The organism is Fibrobacter sp. UBA7003 (assembly GCA_002449765.1).
Taxonomy (GTDB): domain Bacteria; phylum Fibrobacterota; class Fibrobacteria; order Fibrobacterales; family Fibrobacteraceae; genus Fibrobacter.
Window position 1 is genome coordinate 1 of the sequence record DJXN01000004.1, and the last position, 23,858, is coordinate 23,858.

Consider the following 23,858-nt stretch of genomic DNA (forward strand, 5'->3'; position numbering starts at 1 on the left):
TTTTAAGTTCCGCATTTGGGCGAACGCCAACTTTCCTTTCCGTGCACCAGGTACCAGTAAGGTCATATTGCCTGCATCGGTGTCGGATGTATCGTTCGTTTATGCCTGTAATCTTTGAGATGAGGATGGATCCATTCCCTTTTTGATAGAGTTCAAGGACTTTATCCCATTCTTCTTTTGTGTATTTCATATATGAAAATCCCGAAAGTTGTGTCCAACTTTCGGGGTTCACATCAAAGCCGGGGCTTTTGTTCCAAAAATTTGCCGTTTTACTTGTGGACGACCGTGTTCTTGACTACTCCGTTCGAAATCTTCACGCCGTTCCAGACGATAGCATCGCGGATTTCGACTCCCGAAAGTTCGCAGCCCTCGCCGATGGCGACAAACGGACCAATCTTGCAGCCGTGAATCTTCGCACCCTTGCCGATAAAGCAGGGCGGAATGATTTCAACACCAGGAGCGGCCATTTCCTTGGAATTGTCGTTCCTCTTGAGGATATGCGCGTTCGTATCGAGCAAGGTTTCGACAAGGCCACAGTCGAGCCAGCGCGAAACGGGGGCAGTCCTGAACTTGCAGCCCTGCTCGATCATCATTTCGAGCGCATCCGTAAGCTGGAATTCGTTCTTGGTGCGGATATCGTTGTCCATCAAATACTTGAGCGCATCCTTCAGGGCCTTCACGTCCTTGATGTAGTAGATGCCGACAATCGCCTCGTCGCTCACGAATTCCTGCGGTTTTTCGACTAGACGGTCAATCAGGCCGTTCTCGCCCACCACCGCGACACCGAAACGCTTGGGGTCTTCGACCTTGTAGGTGTAGAGGATGTTTTCCTGAGCGCCGTTCAAGATGGAGAGGTCAGCCTCGAAAAGCGTGTCGCCCAAGATAATCAGGAGCGGCTCATCGTCGTTTACGTAAGGAAGCGCAAGGCTAATCGCCTCGCCCAGGCCCTGCGGATTTGACTGGAGCACCGTGCGGACGTTCCCCCATTCGGGTTTAGTCTTTAGGTATTCGTCCATCTTTTCGGCCTTGTAGCCCGTAATAAAGATGGTTTCGGAAGGTTTAAGGCATGAAGCATCCTCGACAATCCAGTCGATGATGGTCTTGCCAGCAAGCGGCAAAAGGCACTTGGGGCGGTCTTCCGTGTAGGGACGAAGGCGGAGTCCATTACCAGCAACAGGCAAAACTATTTTCATAAAAATATCCTTACTTAATTGAACCCTTCTCAAACATACTAGTGAGCAAAGATAGTAATTTGTAGTAAATTTGTCCACAAGAGAACACATTTACCATCCATTGTATGACAAGCACACCCAAAAAATGCAAAAAAGCGTGATTTCGCCGGCACAAATTCCTTTTTTTCGTCCAAAAAAAGGAATTACAACATGGAACGCCGTGTTTATTTCTGACTATATCTTGGCGGGGCGATTTCGGCAAGGTTCGTGCGGAGGAACCTAATACCCTCGGGGGAAGCGGTTGCCGCAACAGCAGCGGCGTCCGTGGCCCTAGGCCCACCATTATTGAGCCAGTTCTTGCATAAGTTCGCCGTAGAAGCCACTGCGAACAGGTCGGGTTCGTTTCCTTGTTGGCTTCGGAGTGGCAGAAACCAAAACCGACACGCCGTTCACCGACGATGGAGTCCAGCGGGAAGCCCCCCCCCCGTTGCCATAATCATAGTCAACCAGGAAATACCCCGGCTTGTCCGAGACAGGCAGGCTAAGCCGAATACCACTGGTGGAAGTTGGAATTGTCGCAGAGGTCATTTGCCTTCTGGATAAAGACACCATCATACATATCTAAACGGCCATCGGGCGTCGGAGCGAACACAAGATTCTTTTGAACCATCCCCGGAGTGTAGTAGACCGGATTGGACCAATCTCCCTTGGCTCCCGTTTTGGAACGGAAATTTCCACAAGTATAATGATAAGGAACGAGGTCGGCATGCCGGTAGGCATCATAATGGAGATAACCCTTCTCAAGAATCATGTCGCCACAACTGGTACTCCCGCCCTTGGTACAATAGTTTCCGTCGCCCGTGCTTACGTATTCCTCGGAGAAATTCTCAAAGTCGGGTGTTCTATCAAGCCCAGGGCAACACAAAAAAGACCTTGCAATTCTTTTTATTCATCATGGCTTAATATAAAATCTACAACATTTTGTAGCATCCCCCTATATTCTGCTTATTTACCCCAAAAAAAAGAAAAACCTCTCCGCTGGGGAGAGGTTTTCGTGGATGATGCAGGGGTCGAACCTGCGACCCGCTGATTAAGAGTCAGCTGCTCTACCAACTGAGCTAATCATCCATAGTCGCTTAGGACGGGGTCAATTATAGAAAAGAAAAAAAGGGCTGTCAAGGGGATTTTTTAGAAAAAAAAGCTAAATTCCACTACATGAGCCTCAATTCGAACCGCGTAGATGCCTACCTGGCGTTTTTGGGGGTGGAACGGAACCTTTCTCCGGCCACCATCCAGAGCTATCAGGAGGATTTGCGGCATTTTGTAGGCTGGCTCGACGAAATCGGGCTCGATCTGAAGGAACTGACCCCCGAAAAGCTGGACGAGTTCCTGACATTCACTGCCGGGCAGGTGGAATACTCCCCCACATCCATCGCGAGGCATTTTTCGAGCCTGCGCGGGTTCCTTAAGTACATGCAGAAGGAGGGCGAATACGACTACAGCACCGAATCGATGCTCGAACGTCCCAAGCTCGGACACTACCTCCCCCAGTACCTCACCCGCGAGGAGGTCGACAGCGTGTTCGAGAGTGCGGCAAACGGCAAGAACCCGCTGAGGGATACGGCGCTTTTCGAACTCATGTACAGCGCGGGGCTACGCATCTCGGAAACGCTCGGAATCAAGCTTTCGCAGTTGGATCTCGATAACGAGTGGCTCATCCCCATCGGGAAGGGCAACAAGCAGCGTCTGGTGCCCCTCGGGAGCAAGGCGAAGGAAAACCTGCGGGCTTGGATCGAAGAAGGCCGCCCCCTCACCCACCCGACTACAGACAACGTTATATTGAATTCCCGCGGCAAGCCCATGACCCGCATGGGAGCCTGGAAAATCGTGCAACAGCACACGGCCCACCTGACCAAGCAGGTGTCGCCCCACACCTTCCGCCACAGCTTTGCTACCCACTGCCTGGAGGCGGGCATGGACCTGCGCGTTCTGCAGGAACTGCTAGGCCACGCCGACATCAGCACCACGCAAATCTATACGCACATCGACAAGGAATTCATCAAGCAGGAACACCGGCTGTTCCACCCGCGCGAGATTGAAGAACGGACTGGCACCCCAAAATAGGGGGTTATATAGTCAAAGTCCCCAAGAAACCGCCATAGACTTCCGGCCAAAAAACTATACTTAGCCTTGTATGGGAAAACAAAGGAGTCTTATATGGGAAAAACTTTTTTCTCTTTTTTCCTTGTGGCTGCTGTCGGAGCCGCAATAACACTTAGCGCCTGCGGCGACGACGATTCCTCCGGCCGTAAGATCATCACCGAAGTCAATTCGATTTACGAACTCGGAACTTGCGGTGAAAGCAACCAGGGCGACACCGTGTATGCCAAGGAGCAGGAGACGGAGTATTTCTGCGACGACAGCAAGTGGCATCGCGTCGAAATCGCAGACACGTCTAGTTCGTCGAGCAGCGTAAAGAAGAGTTCTTCATCGTCGGCAAAAGGCAAAAGCAGTTCGTCGTCCGCTTCGGAGGAAGACCTCAAGAACTTCGCTAAGCTATGCGAAGCTTCGGGCGGCAAGGAAAAGGACGGTATCTGCGTCTGTAGCGAAGAAATCTGCGATGTCGGTTCTGTCTGCAACACCATGACCAAGAAATGCGCGAACCCCATCAGCACAGCCGAAAGCGAATGCGACGACAGCTACAAGAACTCCTGCTCCAACAGCCCCATGGGCATCGGCATTGTCAAGGAATGCATAAAAGGAATCGTCGTGAACCGCTCGTGCGGCACAGTCTCTTGTAACGAAGAGGGCACGGACTGTGGCGAATGCCTCGACGACGTGCAGACCTGTACCGAGGACAAGAAGTTCAAGGCGACGGTCACCCGCTGCGAAAAGGGCAAGAAAATAACTGAAAGTTGTGACGGGAAATCCTGCGACCCGCGCGACAACGGTTGCGGCGAGTGCACGAACTACGAACACACATGCACCAACGATGACGAAGGAAAGGGAACCGTCTACGAGTGTGTTGCAGGCGAAGCCAAGAAGGCCGTTTCCATATGCGGCAACAAGTCGTGCCGTGCCGACAAGGCTATCTGTGGCGAATGTCTTAACGGCGAACTGAGGTGCGACAACGACATCAACAACAACGCCATCATGTACAGGTGCGTCGACGGGCAATGGGAAAGGCTCCATAACAAGTTCGACCCGCTCGACAAGGAGTATTACCAATGCCCCGTCGCTTGTAGAGAAGGCACCGATCCACAGAAGATGGAGAACGAATGCGACACGGATCAATGTTCGAATTGTGATCCCTGCTGGGGTGAGCCAATGGGCGGAGCGCCTTCCAATCCAAACCCCTGCTACAACGAGGAACGTTGCAAACAAATTCTCAAGGACGAAGACCCCGACTACCCGCCGTTCAGGAGTTTCGAGACGAAACAGAAATGGAAGGACCTGATTCCTAGTAAAAAAATGGCAGCGAAAGAAGTTCACGGCTACAACTGGACGAATCACAAACCAGTCTCCGCTCCTGAAGAACGCGTGGAAGATTTTGAATTCGACCTTACTAACGAGACGCGCCGCGTATCGTGCAACGCCCTGGGAACCTACTTCGGCTTATGCCACAACACCCTGCAGACCTGCATCAACAATGTTTACCATGGTGAGGGATTTATGGTGGTCTGCGCTAGCGGCGAACTTGTTGACGCTGATGGCAACAACGACGGTATTGCTTGCGAATGCGAAAAAACAGCTAGCAACGCCAACGGATGTTGCTACACCAGAAGCGCCTGCTTCAAGCAGACCAACTGGTCGAGAGACCGCTGCGCTAAGCCCTCGGGCAACGAAAACGACGATTAATTTCATCGACATTTCAAGCAGAAAGGAACCGCAAGGTTCCTTTTTGCATATTGACGTATTATCCACGACAAACAGCGCAACCCTGGGAATTTATCCCTAAAGGGAATATATGTTTATAATGGATAGCTATGACTTCTAGAATTTTAAAAATTGCGCCTGTGGCCCTTTTGTGCGTGGCCGTGAGTAGCGTTTTCGCCCTTGGCCTTGCCGACGGTGCGGCAAAGTTCCTCGGCAGTACAACTGTCGAAGGGCCTGTCCCTTCTGACTTCGGGACTTATTGGAATCAGATTACCCCAGAAAGGCAATGCACTTGGCGAACCGTCGAACAAACTCGCGGCACCTTCGATTTTTCCGAATGCGACATCCCCTACAACTGGGCAAAAAAGAACAAGGCTACATTCAAATTTCATGCCCTATTATGGGCTTCGGGAAACCCTTCTTGGCTTAGAGACCTTAGTGCGGACGAAACAAAAGAAGCCATTACCGCGTGGTTCGATGCCGTTGCGGAGCGTTATCCGGATCTAGAATACATCAACGTGGTCAGTGAAGCCAGGCGAATCCATTCACAAATAGGCAGCAACAACAAAATTATCGAAGCCCTTGGCGGCGACAACGAAGACTATAAATTCATAACCACCGCATTCAAGATGGCCCGCGAACGCTGGCCCCAAGCAATCCTCATTTACAACGACTACAACACAATCCAGTGGGAAAGAAATGAAGGGATCGACCTAATCAATACGATCAAGAACAACGGGGCCCCAGTTGACGCCTACGGACTTGAAGGCAACGATTTGATTGTGATGGGAACCGGCCCCATGAAATGCTACAATCCAGACTTGCTCAAGAACGCCCTTCAGGAGATTTACGAGAAAACAGAAACGCCTCTACTCATTTCTGAATACAACATCAGCAATGAAATAGACAGTATTCAAAAAAACTGCTTCGCGGAACATATTCCTGTTTTCATGGAAACCGAATATGTAGTAGGAGTCACCCTATGGGGCTATCTCTATGGGCAATCCTTAATGCAATGCATCACAAACCCAGGGATTAACTGTTGCGGCCTCATCAGGGATGGTGAAGACCGCCCGGCAATGACATGGCTCAAGGAATATTTCAATTTCCAGGAAGATACCACCGCAAGGGATTCGACTATTGCCGATTCCACGATTGCAATCGGCAGCAGCCTCCACCTGCAGGCGAATACCCTCCAGGCGTACGACGTATTCGACCTGAACGGCGTCCGACTCGGCCGCCTGCGCGCCTACACCATCGACGACGCCGTTTCAGTGCTCCAGAATACAAGCGACATCAAGGTCCAGGGCGTCTACATGCTCCGCTCCGTGAAGAACGGCACAGTAAAGCAAGTGCGGATTGCACGTTAATTTTTGATTGTTTTTTCTCGGGCTACAAAAGTGCCGTCTTTTCGATTTGTCACATCAGCGATGAGTTTTTTTCGAAACCTAGGTATGTTCCGTCTTTTTTGTACAACATCCCATCGCTGCTCGGCATTATATCTCCATGCGACAGTTCTTCTTTTGCCGCATATAAATCCTTCGTGCTAAAGCGATACAAAGCCATTCTAGAACCTACAGCGTAACACAAATCCATCGCTCCGGCACATGTATGTTTTACATTTTTTTCTTCAAGCATTTTACAGAACTTCTCTAATTCTTCATTTTTCTCCCTCACTAGCGCATACAATTCACTGCAATGAATTCCGTCCTGGGATTTGCAAAAATGCTTGCTAGTCATTCCATCATAAGCAAAAGCATTCATTGTTAGACTTTTTTGGTAAGTAACAGCAATTAAAGTATCCCCATAATTCTCAACTGTTTTCTTCACAATGTCACGCTCCTTTGGGGACAATCCGCAGGGAACCGCAAAACCATTTTCATAACACATTTCAAAGGGAATCAAGGAATCAACCTCATTTCCCCTATAGAAGTGCTTAAGACTCCTTTCAAAAATAGAGGCCAGCAGTAAAGCCATTTCAAAATCTTTGGCGAAATTATTTTCATCGATGCTAACATAGTAACTTTCCGGCACCCAAGTCGAACCTTCTTCTTCTAGGAATCGCTCTATTGAAAACTTCTTGGATACAACCACTTGAGCATAAAGATGATTGCAAGTCTTTCCTTCTTTTGAAGCACAGGTCGCTTCAAGAGAACCATCCTCATTGAGAATTATTTTTGACATTGTCGGAAAGTCTTCAATGACAGATTGCGCGTAGCTTATGGATTGCAGTTTAAAACGAAGTCCCTTCAGAGAGTCTTCACCATTCATTTTCTTCACCACATTCACAAGCAGTGCAGAATCTAAGGAACAAGGATGACGAGTTATGACTCCGTCAACGTCTGAAAAGCAAACCTTATAAGTACATTGCTGTTTTGCACTATCAGACTTTTGCCTTACATTGAGCTTTTCAATATCTTCAAATATTTTACTAATTTCATTACCAAACTCGGCGTTTCTGTCATCAAAAAACTTTTTAAAAAGAACTGAATCTAAAACACTATAAGTCGTAACGGATACAGGCTTTGGGTTCTCATTTGTACCACAGCCAACAAAAACCATCAAAACACCAAGAATTAACATTCTAAAAAACACTTCAGACCTCGAAAAAAAACCTTGAACACCTTACAATTTACTATTTTTGAGCCGTTCAAATTATAAACCAAGGATTAACAATGAGCAAGAATTACAAGATTGCAGTGCTTCCGGGCGACGGTATCGGCCCCGAAGTGATGAAAGAAGCTGTCCGCGTGCTGGACGTGGTTTCCAAGAAGTTCGGCTTCGACGTGAACGCCGAATGGGCAAACGTCGGTGGTGCCGCCTACGACGAAAGCGGTTCCCCGCTGCCGGAAAGCACCCTCAAGCTGGGCGAAGCTTCTGACTGTATTCTTTTCGGTTCCGTGGGTGGCCCGAAGTGGGAACACCTCCCCCCGAACCTGCAGCCGGAACGCGGTGCCCTCCTCCCGCTCCGTAAGCACTTCAAGCTTTTCTGCAACCTCCGCCCGGCCCGCGTCTACAAGGAACTCGCAGGCGCTTGCCCGCTCCGTGCCGACATCGTGGGTGACGGTTTCAACATCCTCACCGTCCGCGAACTGACGGGTGACGTTTACTTTGGCCAGCCGAAGGGCCGCGAAGGCGTTCCGGGCTCCAAGGAAGAAATCGGTTTCGACACCATGAAGTACAGCCGCTACGAAGTCGAACGCATTGCCCGCTTCGCCTTTGACGCCGCCATGCTCCGCAACAAGAAGGTCGCCAGCATCGACAAGGCCAACGTGCTCACCACGAGCGTGCTCTGGCGCGAAGTCGTGAACGAAGTCATCAAGGACTACCCGGAACTGACTCTCGAACACCTCTACGTGGACAATGCCGCCATGCAGCTCCTGAAGCGCCCGCGTGAATTCGACGTGCTCCTCTGCCCGAACCTCTTCGGCGACATCCTCACCGACGAATGCGCCATGCTCACCGGTTCCATGGGCCTCCTCCCGTCCGCTTCTATCGCCGAAGGTTCCTTCGGTCTGTACGAACCGGCCGGTGGTTCCGCTCCGGACATCGCAGGCAAGGGTATCGCTAACCCGCTCGCACAGATTCTCTCCGTGGCTTTGATGCTTCGCTACACCTTCAAGGAAGAAGAAGCGGCCAAGGCTATCGAAGCTGCCTGCGAAAAGGTCATCGCCCAGGGCTTCCGCACTGGCGACATCTACCAGGAAGGCTGCACCAAGGTGGGCACCACTGGCATGGGTGATGCTATCATTGCAGCCCTGAAGTAATTAATTGTCGCGGTCGTCGAAGGCCTGAGCATCCTCGGGTTCCTCGACGGTCCACTCTCGAATGTGGTCGGCCAGTTCTTTCTGGCCGGCCTTTTCTAGTTCATCCGAAATTCCGTTCAGGACTTCTGCATCCTCTGCAGGCAAGTCCTTCTCGTACATGTCGATATACTTTTCGAGAAGCGCGTAGCGCTTCATGCCGAGAAGCAACTGCATGAATTCGGTATCGACATTGCCGCCGCTGCGGAAGCTGGAATGTTCGCTGAGGAGCGTATCGGCCTGTTTTTCATCAACCAGCTGGCAAAGGCGAGCTAGGTTGATGACCTTCGGGAATTTTTCGTACAAAAGATTTGCAATCTTGAGGCAATCGGACTTGCGGCCTTCCTTGTCGGCAATAGCCGCCATGAGGTCGAGATAGGCTTCTTCGTCTTCGGCACCGGGGTCGCGCACGTCGCCGAGCCACTGCTTAGCAAGCTCGATGTTGCCTGCGACAAAGTACTCGTTCGCGATATCGATTAGCGTCGCGTTGCTCTTGTCCGGGTCCTTGAGGAGGGCGGCCTTCGTATAGCGTTCGCAATCGCCGAGCGCATCTGCCATGTCGGTAATGGCATCGATGATGTCTTCGCGGTTCTGGAGTTCGACCTCCGTAACCGTCGCGATAAGTTCATCAATGAGCGCCTTCGCGCGTTCGTCAGGCAGGACTTCGTTTAGGGAGAGGAAAACGACGGAACGGCCTTCCCCACCCACGTGACGGAGCGCCAGGTCGTGAATCAGGTCGGCAATGTAGTCCTTGTCATCGTACTGGCTTGCAAGTTCCACGAAGAAGGTTCCCGCGTCGTAGAAGAGGCTTTCCCAGTCGTCGCGTTCCTCGTCGTCTGCCTTGAACGAGAGAAAGTCCGTGCGGAGCGTCCAGGCAAGCAGTTCGAGCTGCAGGCCGACATCCTTGAAATCCTCGATATCGTCAATCGTCTTCGCGATAGTCTCGTACAGTTCATCCGGGCGGTGCAGGAGCCTGCTTTCTCCACTGATGACCTGCGAGAGCGTTTCGCGGATGCGGTCTTCCTTGCCACGGAATGCGGCAGCTCCACTATTCGATTTCCAGAATTTCTTTTTCTTTGCCATGATTACAAATGTAGAAAGTTAATCCTTGATACAGCGGACCGGATAACCATATTTGCGAGCATCTGGTTGCTGAAGCAAGCTCGCGGGAATCGATGTGTTATATGCAGAAATAACCGGATAATAATCCGAGCTCGCAATATCTTCCCCTGCCGGCGCTCCCGCAATAAACATCTGGACAAGTTTCTCCGAAGCAAGCCAGATATTAAAATTATCCTGCGTATTCACAAAGCTACCGTCAGGATCTCTGCGGCCCATAGGAACAGTGGAAAAACCGGATGCATTGCTCGCGACGCGCCAGTAATCGAAATCCCATGCGACAACGGATTTAAACGCATAGGTATAGGTGAAAATTTCACTAACCGAAGCGCCCTCCACCAATCCAGCATAAAGAGCAACAGCAGACTCCTGAGCGTACCTTTCGATTACATACGAAAGGAGCGCGTTCCAGTCCAATTCAGACGGGATATGCCACCCTTCAGGGCAAATTCCCTGAGTGACCGATCCCAAGGGCATCTCGATGTTATTGTCTGCAAAGGAAGTATCCTGATCCATAGCCGCCAGGAATGTGTAGAAACGCCCCGCCTTTTCGCAGTTCTGCGGATTGTCCATATAGCACCAGCTATTTCCCTTCAGGTTCGGAGTATTCACGCTATCGGCGTAGTTCAGGTTCTCCGCCATCCACACCTGGGCCCCGATTGTCACCGTCCTGTACGTTTTCTGGTCACGCGGGTCTGCCAGGGTGCCATATTCAACGTCCGGATTGAAGTAGTCGTCCTTCTGGAAATCCCACATGTTCGTTACTCTCCAGCCAGAATCCGAACAGATGTAGTACTTGTAGAACTCCACGGGTCCCTGGATAATTTCATTTGTCGCCTTCGAGCAATCCTTGTCGATTGTATTCCTCTCGATTTCTGTCGCCTCTCGCCAGCGACCATTATCGCAAATGAAGCGTATAAAATAGGCAAAGCCTGTAAAATTCCCCTTGATAATCTTATTTTCAACGCACTCGTTCCCGTAAGCATTGTATTCCGCATAATTCGAAGCACGCCATCCATCTTTGTCGCAAGTGTAATACCCGTTGCCTTCATAGACGATTTCGTATAGGTTCAGCTTATCGCAGACGGGCAGGACATCTTCGGCATTGGAACTGTCCTTAAGGCAGCGTACCGAAGCCCCCGCAATCGAATCGTCACACAGGAAGTTCAGATGGTAGTTTGAGATAAAAGCCTGATAACAGCCCGCCCTTGATGTTGCAAGGTAAGCATTTACCATCCTTTCCCGATAGGAACCATCTACAGAACGGTAGCCTGCCCCCGGAACGCCAAAGGAAAACGCATTATTTCCGGATACGTACCACGTCTGTCCATATCCCTGCAGGCTCTTGGCCGGCGGGATGTCGGGCTCTACAGCGGCGACATAGTCTATCAGTTCTTCCCACTCATGCTGCGACGGAATGTGGAAACCCGCCGGACAGAGATTTTCGGTCCCGCCAGCATACAAGCGGCCCAAGTTTTCGCAATTGGAAACATCATCGCCGTAACACCAGCTGGAATCCGTTTCATACTGCAAGTTTTCCGCAAACCAGACCTGAGTCCCAATCTGCGTCGTTTGATAGACGCGCCCATCCCTAGGATCGGTTATCGAACTAATGACCTCTTTTCGCGGAGAATCTGGTTCCTTGGTTCCTGACGAATCATCACCGCAGGCAAAAAGAACAAGAACAGCAAATAAACCAACAACGCACTTGCAAATGTTCATATATCCCCTAACGTTAGAACTTTTTCCGTCTACTTCTTTTCCCGAATCCGCTTGTACAGGCTTTCGGCCTTCTCGGTATCGCCCGCGTTCGAGAACACGTGGCCCACGTTCTCGGCACCGATGCGGCCCTGCGAACTGCCCGCAAGCCAGGCCTTCATGTAGCATTCGAACGCTTCGTCGTAGCGCTTCTGGTTGAAGTAGATCTGCCCCAAATCCAGGTTGAGGTCGCCCTTGCCCTTGTTGTGCCGCAGGCCTTCTTCCAGCGTGAAGATTGCCATCCACGGGGAATTGTTCTGCACGTACATCTGCGCGAGGTAGCGGCGGGCAGAAACGTTTTCGGGGTCCATCAGCAGGCCGTTTTCCATCTCGTTCAGGGACTGGCGCGTGGAATCCATGCTGCGGTAGTAATAGGCAAGCGTGAAATGCACGTCGGCACCCGCGGTAGCTGTCATCTGGAGCGCATTCTGCAAGGTCTTGATGGCGTACTCGTAGTCGCCGAGCTTCTCGTAGACTTCGGCAAGCCCGTACCAGGCATCCATGCGGTCGGGGTTCAGCTGCAGCGCCCGCTCGAAGTTCTTCTGCGCGAGCGTCCAGTCGCGGCCCTTCAGGTAGCATTCCGCAAGCGCAAAGTGCACGTGGTCCGATTCCACCCCGAGTTCGATGGCGCGCTTGTAGGCCGCAATCGCATCGCCCGGGGAATCCGCAAGGTAGTAGAGATCGCCGAGTAACATCCATGCCTTCTCGAAATTCGGCAGGAGTTCTACGGTGCGCTTGTAGGCCACCATCGCGACCTGCTTGCGGTCGAGTTGCACCAGCGCGTTGCCCAGGTTGAACCATGCGAAAGGCTCGTAACGGCCCTCGTCGATGGCTGCACGGTAGAGCGGGACCGCTTCCTTATATTTTCCCTGGTCGTAAAGCTCGTTCGCCTTGAAGAAATAATCCTCGGCAGCGAAAAGCGGCACGGCAAGCAACAGCAAACACAACAACCTACTTAACAAAGCGGAACTCCTTTGTGGCCTTCTGTGCCACGGGATATCCGCCTAGCTGTGCGGGACTGAATTTCCACTGGCGAACTGCCTTCAGGGCCTCGTTCTCGAAGCCGTAACCCGGCGGGTCGAGGCTCATCACGTTCGCCTGCGCCACGTCGCCATACACGTCGATGACAACCATTACCTTCACGTAGCCCGAAATGCCGAGTTTCTTGGCGCGTGCCGGGTACGTCGGCTGAACTTCCTTCAAGACCTGCGCCTGTTCGTCCACCTCGCCCGCCTCGTACACTACGTTTTCCATCGAGCCCGTACCCACGGCCACGCCGTCACCCGCGGCACCGCGCGCAAGCGAAAGGTCCATCTGGAAATTCTGGCTGCGGCTTACACCCATGTTCGAGGAAATCTTGAACGGGTTCGGGTTCACGATGGTGCGTATAACCTTCTGCTTCACCTCGGGCTTTTTCTCGCTCACGAGCACCTCGACTTCCGTCACGGTGTCGAGTTCCTTCTCCGTCTTTACGCCCCTGTCGAAGAACAGCGCGTTCAGCACCGGCACGGCAAGGAAGAACACCGCGCTCACTGCAAAGGAGAGCACGAAAGCCGCCGGGAACCGGAAATATTTAGCGAGAAAGTCGAGCACTATTCCTCTTTGTTCGCGGAAATGGAAACCTTGCGGACTTTAGCCAAATTGCATTCGTCGAGAATGTCCACCACCACGCCGTTGGGGGCGTCGCGGTCGCTCACGATAATCACGGGGCGGTCGGGCGCTTCGGCCATCATCTGGCGCAATACCGTATTCAGGGTCGAGAGGTTCACCTGTGTCTCGTTGATGTGGATTGTCCCCTGGCGCGTTACGCCAATCAAGATGCTTTCCTTCGCGAGTTCCTTCGCGGAGCTTGCCTTCGGCTTCGTCACATCCACGCCGGTTTCGCGCGTGAAGGTCGACGTTACCACGAAGAAGATGAGCAAGATGAAAACGATGTCGAGCATCGGGGAAATGTCTATCTTGCCGGAATCGCTAGAACGTTTACGTATGAAACTCATTTTTCCTCCCCTGCAATTTCATTTGAAGCGGGATTTTCAAACACAAAGGATTCGTACTTGAGCGCTTCGCTCCACGCCTGCTTTTCGACCTTCTCAACGCAACCCGAGAGGAAGTTGTAGGCAAGCATCAGCGGGAACGCCACGAGCAGGCCCGCCTGCGTGGTAAGCATGGCCTCGGAGATGCCGTCAGCCAGGAGTGTCGGGTTTCCGAACCCGAAAAGCTTGATGGTATCGAATGTATGCGCCATGCCCGAGACCGTACCGAGCAGGCCGAGCATCGGGGCCAGTGCCGCGCATGTAGAAATCGTCTTGAGCGAGCGCGAGAGGTTCACGGATATGCGGTGGCGCGTCTCTTCCATCGCGTTACGCACGGCAACGGGGCCTTCCGCCCGGTGGTCGCGCACGTCGCATGCAAGCGCGTAAAAGTAGCCGTAGGGCCTGCGGGCAAGTTTCGCGAACGCGACATCCTCGCCCTTCTTTTTCAGGTTATTCCAGAACCCGCCGAACACGCCGTTCACGCTGCCGCCCTTGAGCATGAAGTAGTAGCCGTAGCGCTCGAGCATCAGGAACCAGCCGAACCACCCGATAACGAATATGGGCGCAAGCACCCATCCTCCGCGGAAGAGCACGGCCATGGCGGCTTCGATTACAGATATTTCGCTTACGGTTTCCACAGGGATTCCCGCTTACTTTTCCTTGATCCAGAGCGCATTCAGCACGGCGAGCCCGGCACTTTCCATACGGCTGCGAACGGCGTCGGCGCGGTTCACGAGGAAGGTATGGAGCAGTTGCAAGGGAATCGCCGCAATCAGGCCCGCTTCCGTGGTCACGAGGGCAATCGAGATACCGCCGGCAAGGAGCTTCGGATCGCTTGTGCCGTGCATCGTAATCACGTCGAAGAGTTCAATCATGCCCATCACGGTACCCAGGAGCCCAAGCAGCGGGGCGGTCGCCGCAATCACGGAAATCCAAGTGAGTCCGGATTCCAGTTTCGGGACATCGGCGGAGAAGAGTTCCTCGAGCGCCTTCTCGGCACCCTCGCGGCCGGCGTAGTTCTTGGAAAGTACGGTGCGCAGCACCTTCCCCACTTCGCCGTGCGTCTTTGCCGCAAGCGAGCGTGCCGTATCGATGTCGCCCGCCTTGAGTGCCTTCAGCACGCGCCTGTTCGCGATACCGCCGAAGCCCCTCACCATGAGCCACACAAAGCGCCAGAGGGCTATAAGCAGGCCGATGGCAAACAGCGCAACAATCGGGTACATGATAATGCCGCCGTCCTTGAAGAACTGCCTGAGCTTGTCCTTCCAGGTAGTTTCCTGGTGGTTCGCGAGTTCAGACGAAAGTTCCGTACTCAGGAGCACGTCGACCGGCACCATCACGAACGCGGAATCGTTCACGTTCGCAAACACCTTCGCAACATCCTTCTTTGTATCGGGAGTCAAATTCTCCTGCCAGTTATACACGCGTTTCTTTTCACCCGCGACAGGGAGCATCAAGGCAGCCGGATGCAACCCGTTGATATCGACAGCGTTCGCCATCTGCATCGCGAAAAGGCCGCCAAGGCGCATGCGGTCGCCCTGCGCAACGGCAGTGCCGAACACGAGTTCCGCCTTTTCCACATTCATTTCGCGTGTAAAGGCCAACTCGGCACGCGCGGCATCGAGCACGCCCTTCGCAATCCGGAGCGGGTCGTCGCGGTAAAGCGACATTTCCTTCTTAACCTTGTTCTGGATCTCTACGCGTTCGGCCACCTTGAACTGCACGCCCTGTTCCTGAAACTTCGAGAGAGTTTCCAGACGTTCGGGGCCGGCCGCAAGCGAGAGAAATTCGGCACGCGCCTTCTCGGCCTGGAGTTTCACCTGTGCCAAATCTTCGCGGGCGACTCGCACATCCTCGAACAGGCGGGCGCGCTCCGACATCAGGGCGTCGACCTTCTCCTTGCTCTCCTGATACTTTTCATTGAACATCTCGCGTTCCTGGTTTGCCGTCTCGCGGTCCTTCCAGCGGGCGGCGACAGCCATGTCACGCTTCTTGCGGGCTTCTTCCAAATCGGCCTTCGCACTATTGAGCTCGGCGCGCTTCTTCACAGCATCGATATCGGATGGCTGCTGAGCCACAGCAATCGACGAAAGCGAAAGGACTGCCGTTACGGCAAAAGCAAGGGTAAACTGTCTAATCATCATTCACCCTCCTTCGGAAAAACGACCGGTATGGTCACGAGCCTCGGGGCAGTCTTCCCTTCGGCGACCTTCATCACGTCTTTCAATACGGTGCGCATCGCGAGGTCATCCGATACGTTATTCCAGACGTATCCACCATCGGCGGTACGGGCAAGCCAAAGCACGTCGTTGCCGTCGTTGCTCACGAATATGGATGCCACAGCGCCATAGCGCAAAAAGGTTCCGGGTACGCTGCGGGTATCCACCTGCAAGAACCCCTTCCACACTTCGGTCGTATAGCCAAGACGGATGCGGTCATAAAACACTTCGAGGGTTCGGTTCAATGCGTCGTCCGCCTCGATAACTCCCTTGTGCAACTGTTCTGCGATTTCTTTCACGCTCTTCACAGTTTCCTCGTTCCGGTAGGGGAAGTCCGATTCGAAAACCGGCACCAGGGAATCGATAACCTTAGCGAAAGATTCGTTGTACTTGCCCTTGCGACTCTCGTACCAACGGATTGTGCCCATCGTCTTCTGGCGAATTTCAGAAATATGCTTGAGTTCCGCCTTCAGGGAATCCATTTCGGCCTTGAGAGCCTTGCTCTGCGCCGAAATCGCCTGGACCTTCTTGCGTCCGACTTCGACGAATTCCGCATGACGCTTCTTTTCGGCATCGTGCATGTTCTTTTCGCGGGCGGTTTCCGCCTCGACCGCCTTTATCTGGCGGCGTACGCTTTCCACCGTCTCCTGCGCCTGGGAGAACACTCCAGCTAGGCACAAACTAAGGAATATCTTAGAAAACAAATGAAATTTCATAGGCCAAAAAATACAAAGAACCGCGGCCCCTAGACCACGGTTCCAAGCGAAAAAGTGGAGAATCGACGCTTACTTCTTGGAATCCTTGAAGTACTGCGCGGTGTTCTTGGCACCCGCCTTCTTGAGGGCCTTGATCAGGCGTGTGTAGCCTTCGTTCGTGGCCCAGTCGAGCACGGAGTAACCCTGGCCGCACTTGGCGTTCACGTCGACCTTCTTGTCGATGAGGAACATCATGGCGTCGTAGTTGCCGTTCTTCACGGTCCAGTGAATCGGGAGGTAGCCATCCGGGCCACGGTTCTCGAGCGGGGCGCCTGCATCGGCGAGCACCTGGAGCATGTCGACCTTACCGGCCTTGGCAGCGATAAGAACAGCGGTACCGAGCGAAGCCGGATCGGCACCTTCCTTCTTGAGCTGCTGGAGGAGGAGCGTGACAACGTCCTTGTTGCCCATCATCACGGCGTTATCAAGCACCGTTTCGCCAGCGCTGTTGCGCACATCGGCCTTGGCACCATGGTCGAAGAGGTAGTTAAGCACCATCACGTTGCCCTTGTTCGCAGCGATAGCCACGGCATTGTTGCCGTTATCGGCGAGAGCATCAATCTCAAAAGAAGCCTTCAGGAACACAGTCATCATCAGGGTGTCGCTATTGAAGGCGTAATTAACGAAGTTTCCCGGCGTAAAGGCTATCTGGTGCTTGGTCAAAGCCTTGCGAACAGCCTGCGGGTCACTCTTGGCGAGGAATGCCTGCACGGAAGCCGGGTCCTTGAAGTTGACGTCGTCGCCACAGGCGACCATGGAAAGAGCGAGGCCAAGGCCACAAAGTCCGAGTAATGTTTTCTTCATTTTATACTCCAAAAGGTGTTTTTTGTTCTTATGCCACTAAAATTACACTTTTTTCACCATTTTATTCACAAAAAAAAATTTTTTTCTAAAAAAAATTAAATTTGTATCCATGAGTAAATTTTTATTATCCATAATTATGGCATCCTCCGTTGCCGCCATCGCCGACACCGTCTATATCGACAACTCCATGGCCGCAGCCACCCGAAGCGACACCGAGAAATACGAAGAACGCGTATCCGTCGGTCCTTACGTCGAATTCATGGACGTCAAGGCCGATAACGTCAACTACAGCTACAAGGTCAACAATCGCAAATACGACATCAGCGTCGACAACACCTACCTCTACGGCGCCGCGGGCAACCTCCCCCTCAACGACTGGTTCGGATTCTACGCCATCGCAGCCTACCAGTACCTAGGCATCCACTACGAGGACCGCGACCTTGAACGCGCCTACAAGGCACAGGAAGCCCTGGAAATCGAATACGACGGCTGGAACGTCCCCGTCGAAGTCTCCGACATCAAGGGCCGCCACCAGATGCACATCGTTCTCATCCAGTTCGGTTTCGACGTCGGAGTCCCGCTCATCGCGAGCTACAACTACCAGTTCATGACCAAGCTCTTCCTCGCCGGCGGCGTCATTACCGGAAAGACTTTCTTCCAGAACGATTCCAAGTTCCTCGCGCCCGCCCTCTGGGGCTACGGCTACAGCGCCGGGCTTCGCATCGCGTTCCATTCCGTGACGCTCTCCGGCGGCGTCCGCAACTCGCACGAATACTTCCACACCTACTATGAACGCCCCATTTCCGACACCAAGGACGGAGACGAATTCATGCTGGATTTCGACGCCTACTTCCAGCCGTTCATAAACCTAAGCATAGCGTTATTCTAATGCGACAAGGGAGGGTTCCACCCTCCCTAAGACCCTACGCTAGGGCTTCTTGATTTTCAGTTTGTCACCGGCCTTGATCTTGGTATCCTTAAGGCCGTTCCACTTGACGAGGCTATCGATGGTCGTCTTGTAGCTCTTTGCGATATCAAAGAGCGAATCGCCCTGCTTCACCGTATAGAAGACGAACCCCTTCGGAGCCGCTTCGGTCTTGCTCTCTGCATTCGCCTGCTTTGCCGTAGGCTTGCCGCGGACAATCAGGGTATCCCCCGGGAAAATGCCGTCGCCCTTGAGCTTGTTCCAGGCCTTGAGGTCTTCGACGGTGCAGTTAAACTTGAGCGAAATGCCATAGAGGTTGTCTCCCGACTTTACCACGTAGGTATTGCCCTTTGCGGGTGCGCTTTTCGATTCGCGGCCCGAACGGCCCTTGTCGGACCTGGATGCTGCGTCCGACTTCGAAGACGACTTTTCCGACGGAACAAACCGGGGCTTTTTAGGCGGCACATAAGCCGGAATTACAAGGGAATCCCCCACGGAAAGGCGCTTCACAAAGCCGCCGTTTGCTTCCATCAGGAGAGCGGCGGGAATCTTTAGCGCGGCCGCAATATTCGCATAAGTATCCCCCGAAACGACAACATAACGTTCTCCCTTCTTCAGCACGATTTTCCTGTCTTCTGCAGAAGGCTTGAGTTCCGGCTTAGACACGAAAATCGTATCGCCCAGTTTCACGACAGATGCGGCATCCATGGAATTCCAAACGCGGAGGCTCTCCTGGGAGATGCCGAACTGCCGGGCTATGGAGGCCAGGTTGTCGCCGAGTTTTACCACATAGGTGCGCACTTTCGTCGGCTTCTTGCCCGAGGACCTGCGCGGGGTCACCTTGATCGGGATCAGGAGCGACTTGCCCTGGCGGATGCGGTCATTCTTCATGTCGTTCGCCTGTTTGAGTTCCGAAACGGAAATGCCGTACTGGCGTGCGATGCTCCCCAGGTTTTCCCCCTTCTTCACCTTGTGATGGTGCCAGCTGGAGAAGTTGTTTTTCTGCATCCGGTCGTAACCTTCTACGAACACGGCGCGCTTACCGAGCGGCAGGCGAAGAACGTAGGAATCGACATTCGGAGGCGTACACCATTTCACGAGTTCCATGTTGAGCGTGCGGAGCGTATCCTCGGGAACCTTGAGCAGCTTGGCCACTTCTTCCAGCGGGAACGAATCGAAAACGGTGACCGTATCGAATACGGGGCGGTAGGTCTGCTTTACCTTGAGCTCGTACTGCTCCGGGTAATGACCAATGACCATCGCGGCGAGGATTCTCGGCACGTAGTGCATGGTCTCGTTGGGCAACTGGAGATCCCAGTAAGTAATCGCCTGCGAGGTATCGCGCGTAGTATCGGCCCTCATTTCGCGAAGCAGCTTGCGGATGCGGCCTTCGCCACAGTTGTAGGCGGCCATCGCGAGGAGCCAGTCGTTGAATTCGCTGTAGAGGTACGAAAGATACCCGATTGCGGCTTCCGTGGCCATCTCGGGATTACGACGCATGTCGACCCAGAAATCCACATTGAGGCCATAGCGCTTGCCCGTCTCCGGAATAAACTGCCAAAGGCCCGACGCCTTCGCACGGCTATAGGCCTTCACCTTGAATCCCGATTCCACGAGGGACAGGTAGATAAGGTCCTTCGGGAGCTTGTGCTCTTCGAGCTTCGCATAAATCAGCGAGTCATAGGCGGTCTTGCGGCTCAGCGAGCCCTCGATAAAGCCCTTGGCCTTGGTCGTGAGGTAATAGATTTCCTGCAGCACGCGCTCGTTGAACTGCACGGGCAACGTAAACTCGCTTACGTCCATGGTATCGAGGAAGCCGCCGAGACTTGAAAGCGCGGCGCTGTCGGCAAGCATTTCATCTTCGCCGTCCACACCCTCGATGGAAACTTCATTCTGCGCAAACGCATTGGAGCTGTCTGCACCGACCACTTCGTTCGGGAAAACCTCGTCAAGCGCGCGCACCAGCCGCACCGACATCTGGAACCTGTAGACGGAATCCTCCTTGGGACTCACATTCGCATAGAGGGAATCGTAATGTTCTGTCACAAGGTGACGCAGAGACTTTTCAAGGTAGTGTCTCGCCAGGTTCCATTCCTGGTTTTCCATCGCCTGCAGGGCATACTGGTAGTTGGACCAAGAAGGACGGATGGCCAAGGAATCCGAGACGGAAAACTTGAGCGACCATTCGGCAAAAGATACGGAATCATTCGCAGGCGGTTCCACCACCTGCACGTCAGTCAACGACGAAGCAGCCTGCTTGGGAGAACAGGCGAGCAGGACGATTGATGCCAGAAGGGCTACAGCATAGCCCCAAAAGACCGACCCACGGATCACTGATCGTAATCCAGGTCTTCTGCGTAGTCAGACCAAATCTGGTCGCGCTTAAAGGACGGCTGGTCGAAATCGACTTCTTCGTCGACTTCTTCCTCTTCCTCAATTTCCTCTTCCTCTTCTTCCTCGCTGGCAAAAGGAACCGGAGCGTCAAATCCATCCCCCTTGGGACGGCGGCCACAATGATAAGCGTAACTCAACATATTACCTCAACGTTCAGTAGGCGACTTTCTCCACCCCGTACAGGATTACCCCGCACATCACGAAAGCGGCGATTACCTGCAACAAGATAATAATCCGGTTCAGGCGGTACGCCTTCTGCGCCTTGCGATGCCAGGAGGGTATTTCTGATTTCGGTGTCGATACTTGTCTCACGAGATGCAAATATATACATATTCTTTGCAAAACAATAAAAAAAACGAAAAAAAAGTTAAATTTTTTAAGGATATGAAAAAAATCCTGCTCACATGGATGGCTCTGGCCTCAATCCTATATGCCCAGATCGGCCTCGGACGCGGCCTGGAAGGCATCAGGGTGCCGACGGCCAAGACGCTCGGCGAGGGTTATCTGTTCATGTCCGCCACCTACGAAACGGTGAGCGACGGCCGAGCCCTGTCCATGAACGGGTACTCCACGCCCGACGGGACCGTCACCCTGATTGACAACGACGCCCCCTCTTCGGGAGGAGGAATATCGGTCGGGTTCGGCCTTTCCGACATTCTGGAAATCGGCTTGTCCCTCCCCTTCTACTACGACGGCGAAATCACCGGTACCGACCTGGACGGATTCGGAGCGGGCGACCTACAGGCCTACTTCAAGTACTCGTACCCCCTGGAACTTGCCCCCGTCACGCTCGCCTTCTCGGGAGAACTCTTCGTCCCCACCGGCGCAAAGGACATCGGATTCCGGCCGAGGCACCAGTGGTATATCCACGACGACAAGAAATCCTATGCCTACAGCGCAAAAAAATGGGCCATGGCAGGATCCGGAATCGTTTCCGTCACCTTTTCGGACATCCTCTACTGGAACACTTTCTTTGGGTTCCTCCACCTGATAAACGGAGAAAACAACGACCTCGTCTGGGGCACGGGAATCGAGCTGTTGCCGCACAAGACTGTTTCCGGGATTCTTGAAATTTCAGGCGAAACAGGACTGTTCGAAGGTGACTTTATCGACGCACTGACCGACCACGTGCTGCGTGTAACCCCTGCCGTAAAGATTCACCTCCCGAACATGCTCGCGCTTACGCTAGGCTTGGATGTCGGCATCGACTTCGTCAGGGACCCAACCCTCGAGAACAGCGTCAACGTCCGCCGAGCCCTCGGCGACGACAGCCACATCCAGTACAACATCCGCGGCACCCCAGAATTCACGCTTCTGCTCGCCGCTACCAAGGTCATAGATTTCAGCCGCAAGGATAGCGACAACGATGGCGTCATCGACCGCGAGGACCTGTGCCCCAAGACGGAACTGGGAGCGAAGGTGAACTCTCGCGGCTGCCCCGTGGACCTCGACCAGGACGGTATCATCAACATCATGGACCTGTGCCCCGAGACGCCGCGCGGAGTCGTTGTAGACTACAGCGGCTGCCCTGTGGACACGGACAAGGACGGCGTTCCCGACTACCTGGACATGTGCAAAGACACGAAGCACGGGACCGCAGTCGACTCCACAGGATGCATGCAGGACACCGACCATGACGGCATAGACGACTACCACGACCGCTGCCCCAATTCCCTTTCCAGCGACAAGGTAGACGACGACGGCTGCCCCCTCGACGACGACCACGATGGCGTCCTCAACGATCTCGATTCGTGCCCCGAGACCCCGCGCGGATACTCCGTCGACAGGTTCGGCTGCCCGCTAGACTTCGACAACGACGGTATTCCCAACGATGTGGACATGTGTCCCAACAGTCCCGAAGGGGAACTCGTCAACGAGGACGGCTGTCCCGCCGACTACGACCGGGACGGCGTCCCTGACAGCAAGGACCAATGTCTCGAGACGCCGAGGGGATTCCCCGTCGACCAGAACGGTTGCCCCACCGACCACGACAAGGACGGTGTCGTAGATGCCCTCGACAAGTGCCCCAACACCCCGGCCGCAGCCCCCGTCGATTCCATCGGCTGCCCCATCGATTCCGACGGGGACGAAGTTCTCGACTACATGGACAAATGCCCCGGGACATTCCCGAACATAATTGTCGGCAAGGACGGATGCCCGCTGAAACCCAAGAACAACCTGAACGCGCTCGCGTCCAAGGTCCGCTTCAAGGGCAATTCCGGCGAACTGCTGAACTCCACCTACACCGTACTGAACGACGTCATCTACCTCATGAGGCGATTCGACTTCGTCCTCGAGATCCAATGCAGCAGCCCCGCCGGAGAAGAAATCGCCGAGCAACAGGCACAGGCAATCGCGGACTACATTGTGAGCAAGGGAATCCGCAAGAACCGCATCCAGGCCAAGGGGTTCGGCACAAAGCTGCCGCAGGATCCAAAATACAAGCATCTCAACACCAGTGGCGTCCGGTTCCTCCAGTTCGACACGACGCCTCCCGCATCCGAAACAAAATGATAAACACGACCCTCTGCTACATCGAGCAAGACGGCAAATACCTGTTGCTCCACCGCGTCAAGAAAAAGAACGACATCAACAAGGACAAGTGGATCGGCATCGGCGGAAAGTTCGAAGAAAAGGAATCCCCCGAAGACTGCATCCGCCGCGAGGTCATGGAAGAGACCGGGCTTTCGCTTGTGCACCCGAAATACCGCGGCATCGTCACCTTTATCAGCAACGGAATGCAGGAGACAGAATTCATGCACCTGTTTACCGCGACAGAATATGCAGGAAGCATCAAGGAATGTGACGAGGGCGTCCTCGAATGGGTGGACAAGCGGAAGGTGAAAGAACTCCCCCACTGGGACGGCGACCTGATTTTCCTCTCACTTCTGGAACGCGGAGAACCGTTTTTCTCGCTCAAGCTGACCTACGTAGGCAGCACACTCACCGAGGCGCTCCTGAACGAAGTTCCGGTTTCCGTTTCGGATTTTGTATAAATTA

23 protein-coding genes and 1 tRNA gene are annotated in these 23,858 nt (G+C 53.6%); 7 read left to right on the forward strand and 17 right to left on the reverse strand.

All coding sequences use genetic code 11. The features are described 5' to 3' along the window. The 4 genes from B2952_RS02545 to B2952_RS02560 form a co-directional block, all read right to left on the reverse strand. Positions 1–190 (reverse strand): hypothetical protein (locus B2952_RS02545; protein ID WP_290781489.1); only part of this gene is annotated, 190 nt, incomplete at its 3' end. Positions 191–269: 79 nt separating this feature from the next. Beyond that, positions 270–1,193 carry a sugar phosphate nucleotidyltransferase gene (locus B2952_RS02550; protein WP_290724476.1) on the reverse strand — a complete coding sequence of 308 codons (924 nt, stop codon included), beginning with the start codon at positions 1,191–1,193 and terminating at the stop codon, positions 270–272. Between the two features lie 520 nt (positions 1,194–1,713). Further along, complete coding sequence (locus B2952_RS02555) at positions 1,714–1,983, reverse strand: hypothetical protein (RefSeq protein ID WP_290733932.1); 270 nt, start codon at positions 1,981–1,983, stop codon at positions 1,714–1,716. Between the two features lie 244 nt (positions 1,984–2,227). Continuing rightward, a tRNA-Lys gene (locus B2952_RS02560) sits at positions 2,228–2,300 on the reverse strand. Between the two features lie 87 nt (positions 2,301–2,387). Here B2952_RS02560 and B2952_RS02565 point away from each other — a divergent pair. From B2952_RS02565 to B2952_RS02575, 3 genes are all read left to right on the forward strand, one after another. Then, positions 2,388–3,296 (forward strand): tyrosine recombinase, encoded by a 909-nt coding sequence (locus tag B2952_RS02565; RefSeq protein ID WP_290733930.1) that lies wholly within the window; start codon positions 2,388–2,390, stop codon positions 3,294–3,296. 93 nt (positions 3,297–3,389) lie between these two features. Then, positions 3,390–5,030, forward strand: a complete 1,641-nt coding sequence (locus B2952_RS02570; protein WP_290733928.1) for a hypothetical protein — start codon at positions 3,390–3,392, stop codon at positions 5,028–5,030. 158 nt (positions 5,031–5,188) lie between these two features. Further along, positions 5,189–6,418: an endo-1,4-beta-xylanase gene (locus B2952_RS02575; protein WP_290781491.1), complete on the forward strand. Its 1,230-nt coding sequence runs from the start codon at positions 5,189–5,191 to the stop codon at positions 6,416–6,418. Positions 6,419–6,467: 49 nt separating this feature from the next. Here B2952_RS02575 and B2952_RS02580 read toward each other — a convergent pair whose 3' ends face one another. Further along, the gene (locus tag B2952_RS02580) at positions 6,468–7,631 is read right to left on the reverse strand and encodes a hypothetical protein (RefSeq protein WP_074208239.1); all 1,164 of its coding nucleotides are present in this window, start codon (positions 7,629–7,631) and stop codon (positions 6,468–6,470) included. A 92-nt stretch (positions 7,632–7,723) separates the two neighbouring features. Here B2952_RS02580 and leuB point away from each other — a divergent pair, with 92 nt between their 5' ends. After that, positions 7,724–8,815: a 3-isopropylmalate dehydrogenase gene (gene leuB / locus B2952_RS02585; protein WP_290730745.1), complete on the forward strand. Its 1,092-nt coding sequence runs from the start codon at positions 7,724–7,726 to the stop codon at positions 8,813–8,815. Here the strand turns inward: leuB and B2952_RS02590 are convergent, their stop codons facing one another. The 9 genes from B2952_RS02590 to B2952_RS02630 form a co-directional block, all read right to left on the reverse strand. Next, entirely contained in the window at positions 8,816–9,934 is a 1,119-nt protein-coding gene (locus B2952_RS02590; protein WP_290733921.1) for a hypothetical protein, read from the reverse strand. A gap of 18 nt (positions 9,935–9,952) precedes the next feature. Next, positions 9,953–11,692: an FISUMP domain-containing protein gene (locus tag B2952_RS02595; RefSeq protein WP_290733919.1), complete on the reverse strand. Its 1,740-nt coding sequence runs from the start codon at positions 11,690–11,692 to the stop codon at positions 9,953–9,955. A gap of 29 nt (positions 11,693–11,721) precedes the next feature. Then, positions 11,722–12,690, reverse strand: coding sequence for a tetratricopeptide repeat protein (locus B2952_RS02600; RefSeq protein ID WP_290733917.1), 969 nt, complete (start codon positions 12,688–12,690; stop codon positions 11,722–11,724). Further along, positions 12,680–13,321, reverse strand: coding sequence for an energy transducer TonB (locus tag B2952_RS02605; RefSeq protein WP_173365514.1), 642 nt, complete (start codon positions 13,319–13,321; stop codon positions 12,680–12,682). The genes B2952_RS02600 and B2952_RS02605 overlap by 11 nt, the downstream gene beginning before the upstream one ends. Continuing rightward, on the reverse strand, positions 13,321–13,725 hold the full coding sequence (locus B2952_RS02610; protein WP_072812130.1) for an ExbD/TolR family protein: 405 nt from the start codon (positions 13,723–13,725) through the stop codon (positions 13,321–13,323). Before B2952_RS02610 ends, B2952_RS02605 begins: the two co-directional genes overlap by 1 nt. After that, complete coding sequence (locus tag B2952_RS02615) at positions 13,722–14,399, reverse strand: MotA/TolQ/ExbB proton channel family protein (protein WP_255370545.1); 678 nt, start codon at positions 14,397–14,399, stop codon at positions 13,722–13,724. The genes B2952_RS02610 and B2952_RS02615 overlap by 4 nt, the downstream gene beginning before the upstream one ends. A gap of 12 nt (positions 14,400–14,411) precedes the next feature. Next, a complete protein-coding gene (locus B2952_RS02620) occupies positions 14,412–15,905 on the reverse strand; it encodes a MotA/TolQ/ExbB proton channel family protein (RefSeq protein ID WP_290733912.1) in 1,494 nt (497 codons plus the stop codon). Beyond that, positions 15,902–16,660 (reverse strand): DUF3450 family protein, encoded by a 759-nt coding sequence (locus B2952_RS02625; protein WP_290730729.1) that lies wholly within the window; start codon positions 16,658–16,660, stop codon positions 15,902–15,904. The genes B2952_RS02620 and B2952_RS02625 overlap by 4 nt, the downstream gene beginning before the upstream one ends. Positions 16,661–16,765: 105 nt before the next feature. After that, entirely contained in the window at positions 16,766–17,539 is a 774-nt protein-coding gene (locus B2952_RS02630; RefSeq protein ID WP_173381783.1) for an ankyrin repeat domain-containing protein, read from the reverse strand. Positions 17,540–17,675: 136 nt separating this feature from the next. On the opposite strand from B2952_RS02630, the gene B2952_RS02635 reads away from it, so the two are divergent. Then, a complete protein-coding gene (locus B2952_RS02635) occupies positions 17,676–18,428 on the forward strand; it encodes a hypothetical protein (RefSeq protein WP_173381784.1) in 753 nt (250 codons plus the stop codon). 39 nt (positions 18,429–18,467) lie between these two features. Here B2952_RS02635 and B2952_RS02640 read toward each other — a convergent pair whose 3' ends face one another. From B2952_RS02640 to B2952_RS02650, 3 genes are read right to left on the reverse strand one after another with little or no spacing between them, the layout of a single operon-like run. Next, positions 18,468–20,798 carry a LysM peptidoglycan-binding domain-containing protein gene (locus B2952_RS02640; RefSeq protein WP_173381785.1) on the reverse strand — a complete coding sequence of 777 codons (2,331 nt, stop codon included), beginning with the start codon at positions 20,796–20,798 and terminating at the stop codon, positions 18,468–18,470. Continuing rightward, the gene (locus B2952_RS02645) at positions 20,795–20,998 is read right to left on the reverse strand and encodes a hypothetical protein (RefSeq protein WP_173365520.1); all 204 of its coding nucleotides are present in this window, start codon (positions 20,996–20,998) and stop codon (positions 20,795–20,797) included. The genes B2952_RS02640 and B2952_RS02645 overlap by 4 nt, the downstream gene beginning before the upstream one ends. 13 nt (positions 20,999–21,011) lie before the next feature. Then, positions 21,012–21,170 carry a hypothetical protein gene (locus B2952_RS02650; RefSeq protein WP_173365521.1) on the reverse strand — a complete coding sequence of 53 codons (159 nt, stop codon included), beginning with the start codon at positions 21,168–21,170 and terminating at the stop codon, positions 21,012–21,014. Between the two features lie 72 nt (positions 21,171–21,242). Between B2952_RS02650 and B2952_RS02655 the strand changes: the two genes are divergently transcribed. After that, a complete protein-coding gene (locus tag B2952_RS02655; RefSeq protein ID WP_290730723.1) occupies positions 21,243–23,372 on the forward strand; it encodes a thrombospondin type 3 repeat-containing protein in 2,130 nt (709 codons plus the stop codon). Beyond that, positions 23,369–23,854, forward strand: coding sequence for an NUDIX hydrolase (locus B2952_RS02660; protein WP_290730720.1), 486 nt, complete (start codon positions 23,369–23,371; stop codon positions 23,852–23,854). The genes B2952_RS02655 and B2952_RS02660 overlap by 4 nt, the downstream gene beginning before the upstream one ends. The last annotated feature ends 4 nt before the right edge of the window (positions 23,855–23,858 follow it).

Excerpts from the sequence above, each read along its gene's own strand:
- B2952_RS02550 (WP_290724476.1), bottom strand. The coding sequence starts at position 1,193 with ATGAAAATAGTTTTGCCTGTTGCTGGTAATGGACTCCGCCTTCGTCCC.
- B2952_RS02555 (WP_290733932.1), bottom strand. The coding sequence starts at position 1,983 with ATGATTCTTGAGAAGGGTTATCTCCATTATGATGCCTACCGGCATGCC.
- B2952_RS02565 (WP_290733930.1), top strand. The coding sequence starts at position 2,388 with ATGAGCCTCAATTCGAACCGCGTAGATGCCTACCTGGCGTTTTTGGGG.
- B2952_RS02570 (WP_290733928.1), top strand. The coding sequence starts at position 3,390 with ATGGGAAAAACTTTTTTCTCTTTTTTCCTTGTGGCTGCTGTCGGAGCC.
- B2952_RS02580 (WP_074208239.1), bottom strand. The coding sequence starts at position 7,631 with ATGTTAATTCTTGGTGTTTTGATGGTTTTTGTTGGCTGTGGTACAAAT.
- leuB (WP_290730745.1), top strand. The coding sequence starts at position 7,724 with ATGAGCAAGAATTACAAGATTGCAGTGCTTCCGGGCGACGGTATCGGC.
- B2952_RS02590 (WP_290733921.1), bottom strand. The coding sequence starts at position 9,934 with ATGGCAAAGAAAAAGAAATTCTGGAAATCGAATAGTGGAGCTGCCGCA.
- B2952_RS02595 (WP_290733919.1), bottom strand. The coding sequence starts at position 11,692 with ATGAACATTTGCAAGTGCGTTGTTGGTTTATTTGCTGTTCTTGTTCTT.
- B2952_RS02610 (WP_072812130.1), bottom strand. The coding sequence starts at position 13,725 with ATGAGTTTCATACGTAAACGTTCTAGCGATTCCGGCAAGATAGACATT.
- B2952_RS02620 (WP_290733912.1), bottom strand. The coding sequence starts at position 15,905 with ATGATGATTAGACAGTTTACCCTTGCTTTTGCCGTAACGGCAGTCCTT.
- B2952_RS02630 (WP_173381783.1), bottom strand. The coding sequence starts at position 17,539 with ATGAAGAAAACATTACTCGGACTTTGTGGCCTTGGCCTCGCTCTTTCC.
- B2952_RS02635 (WP_173381784.1), top strand. The coding sequence starts at position 17,676 with ATGGCATCCTCCGTTGCCGCCATCGCCGACACCGTCTATATCGACAAC.
- B2952_RS02645 (WP_173365520.1), bottom strand. The coding sequence starts at position 20,998 with ATGTTGAGTTACGCTTATCATTGTGGCCGCCGTCCCAAGGGGGATGGA.
- B2952_RS02655 (WP_290730723.1), top strand. The coding sequence starts at position 21,243 with ATGAAAAAAATCCTGCTCACATGGATGGCTCTGGCCTCAATCCTATAT.
- B2952_RS02660 (WP_290730720.1), top strand. The coding sequence starts at position 23,369 with ATGATAAACACGACCCTCTGCTACATCGAGCAAGACGGCAAATACCTG.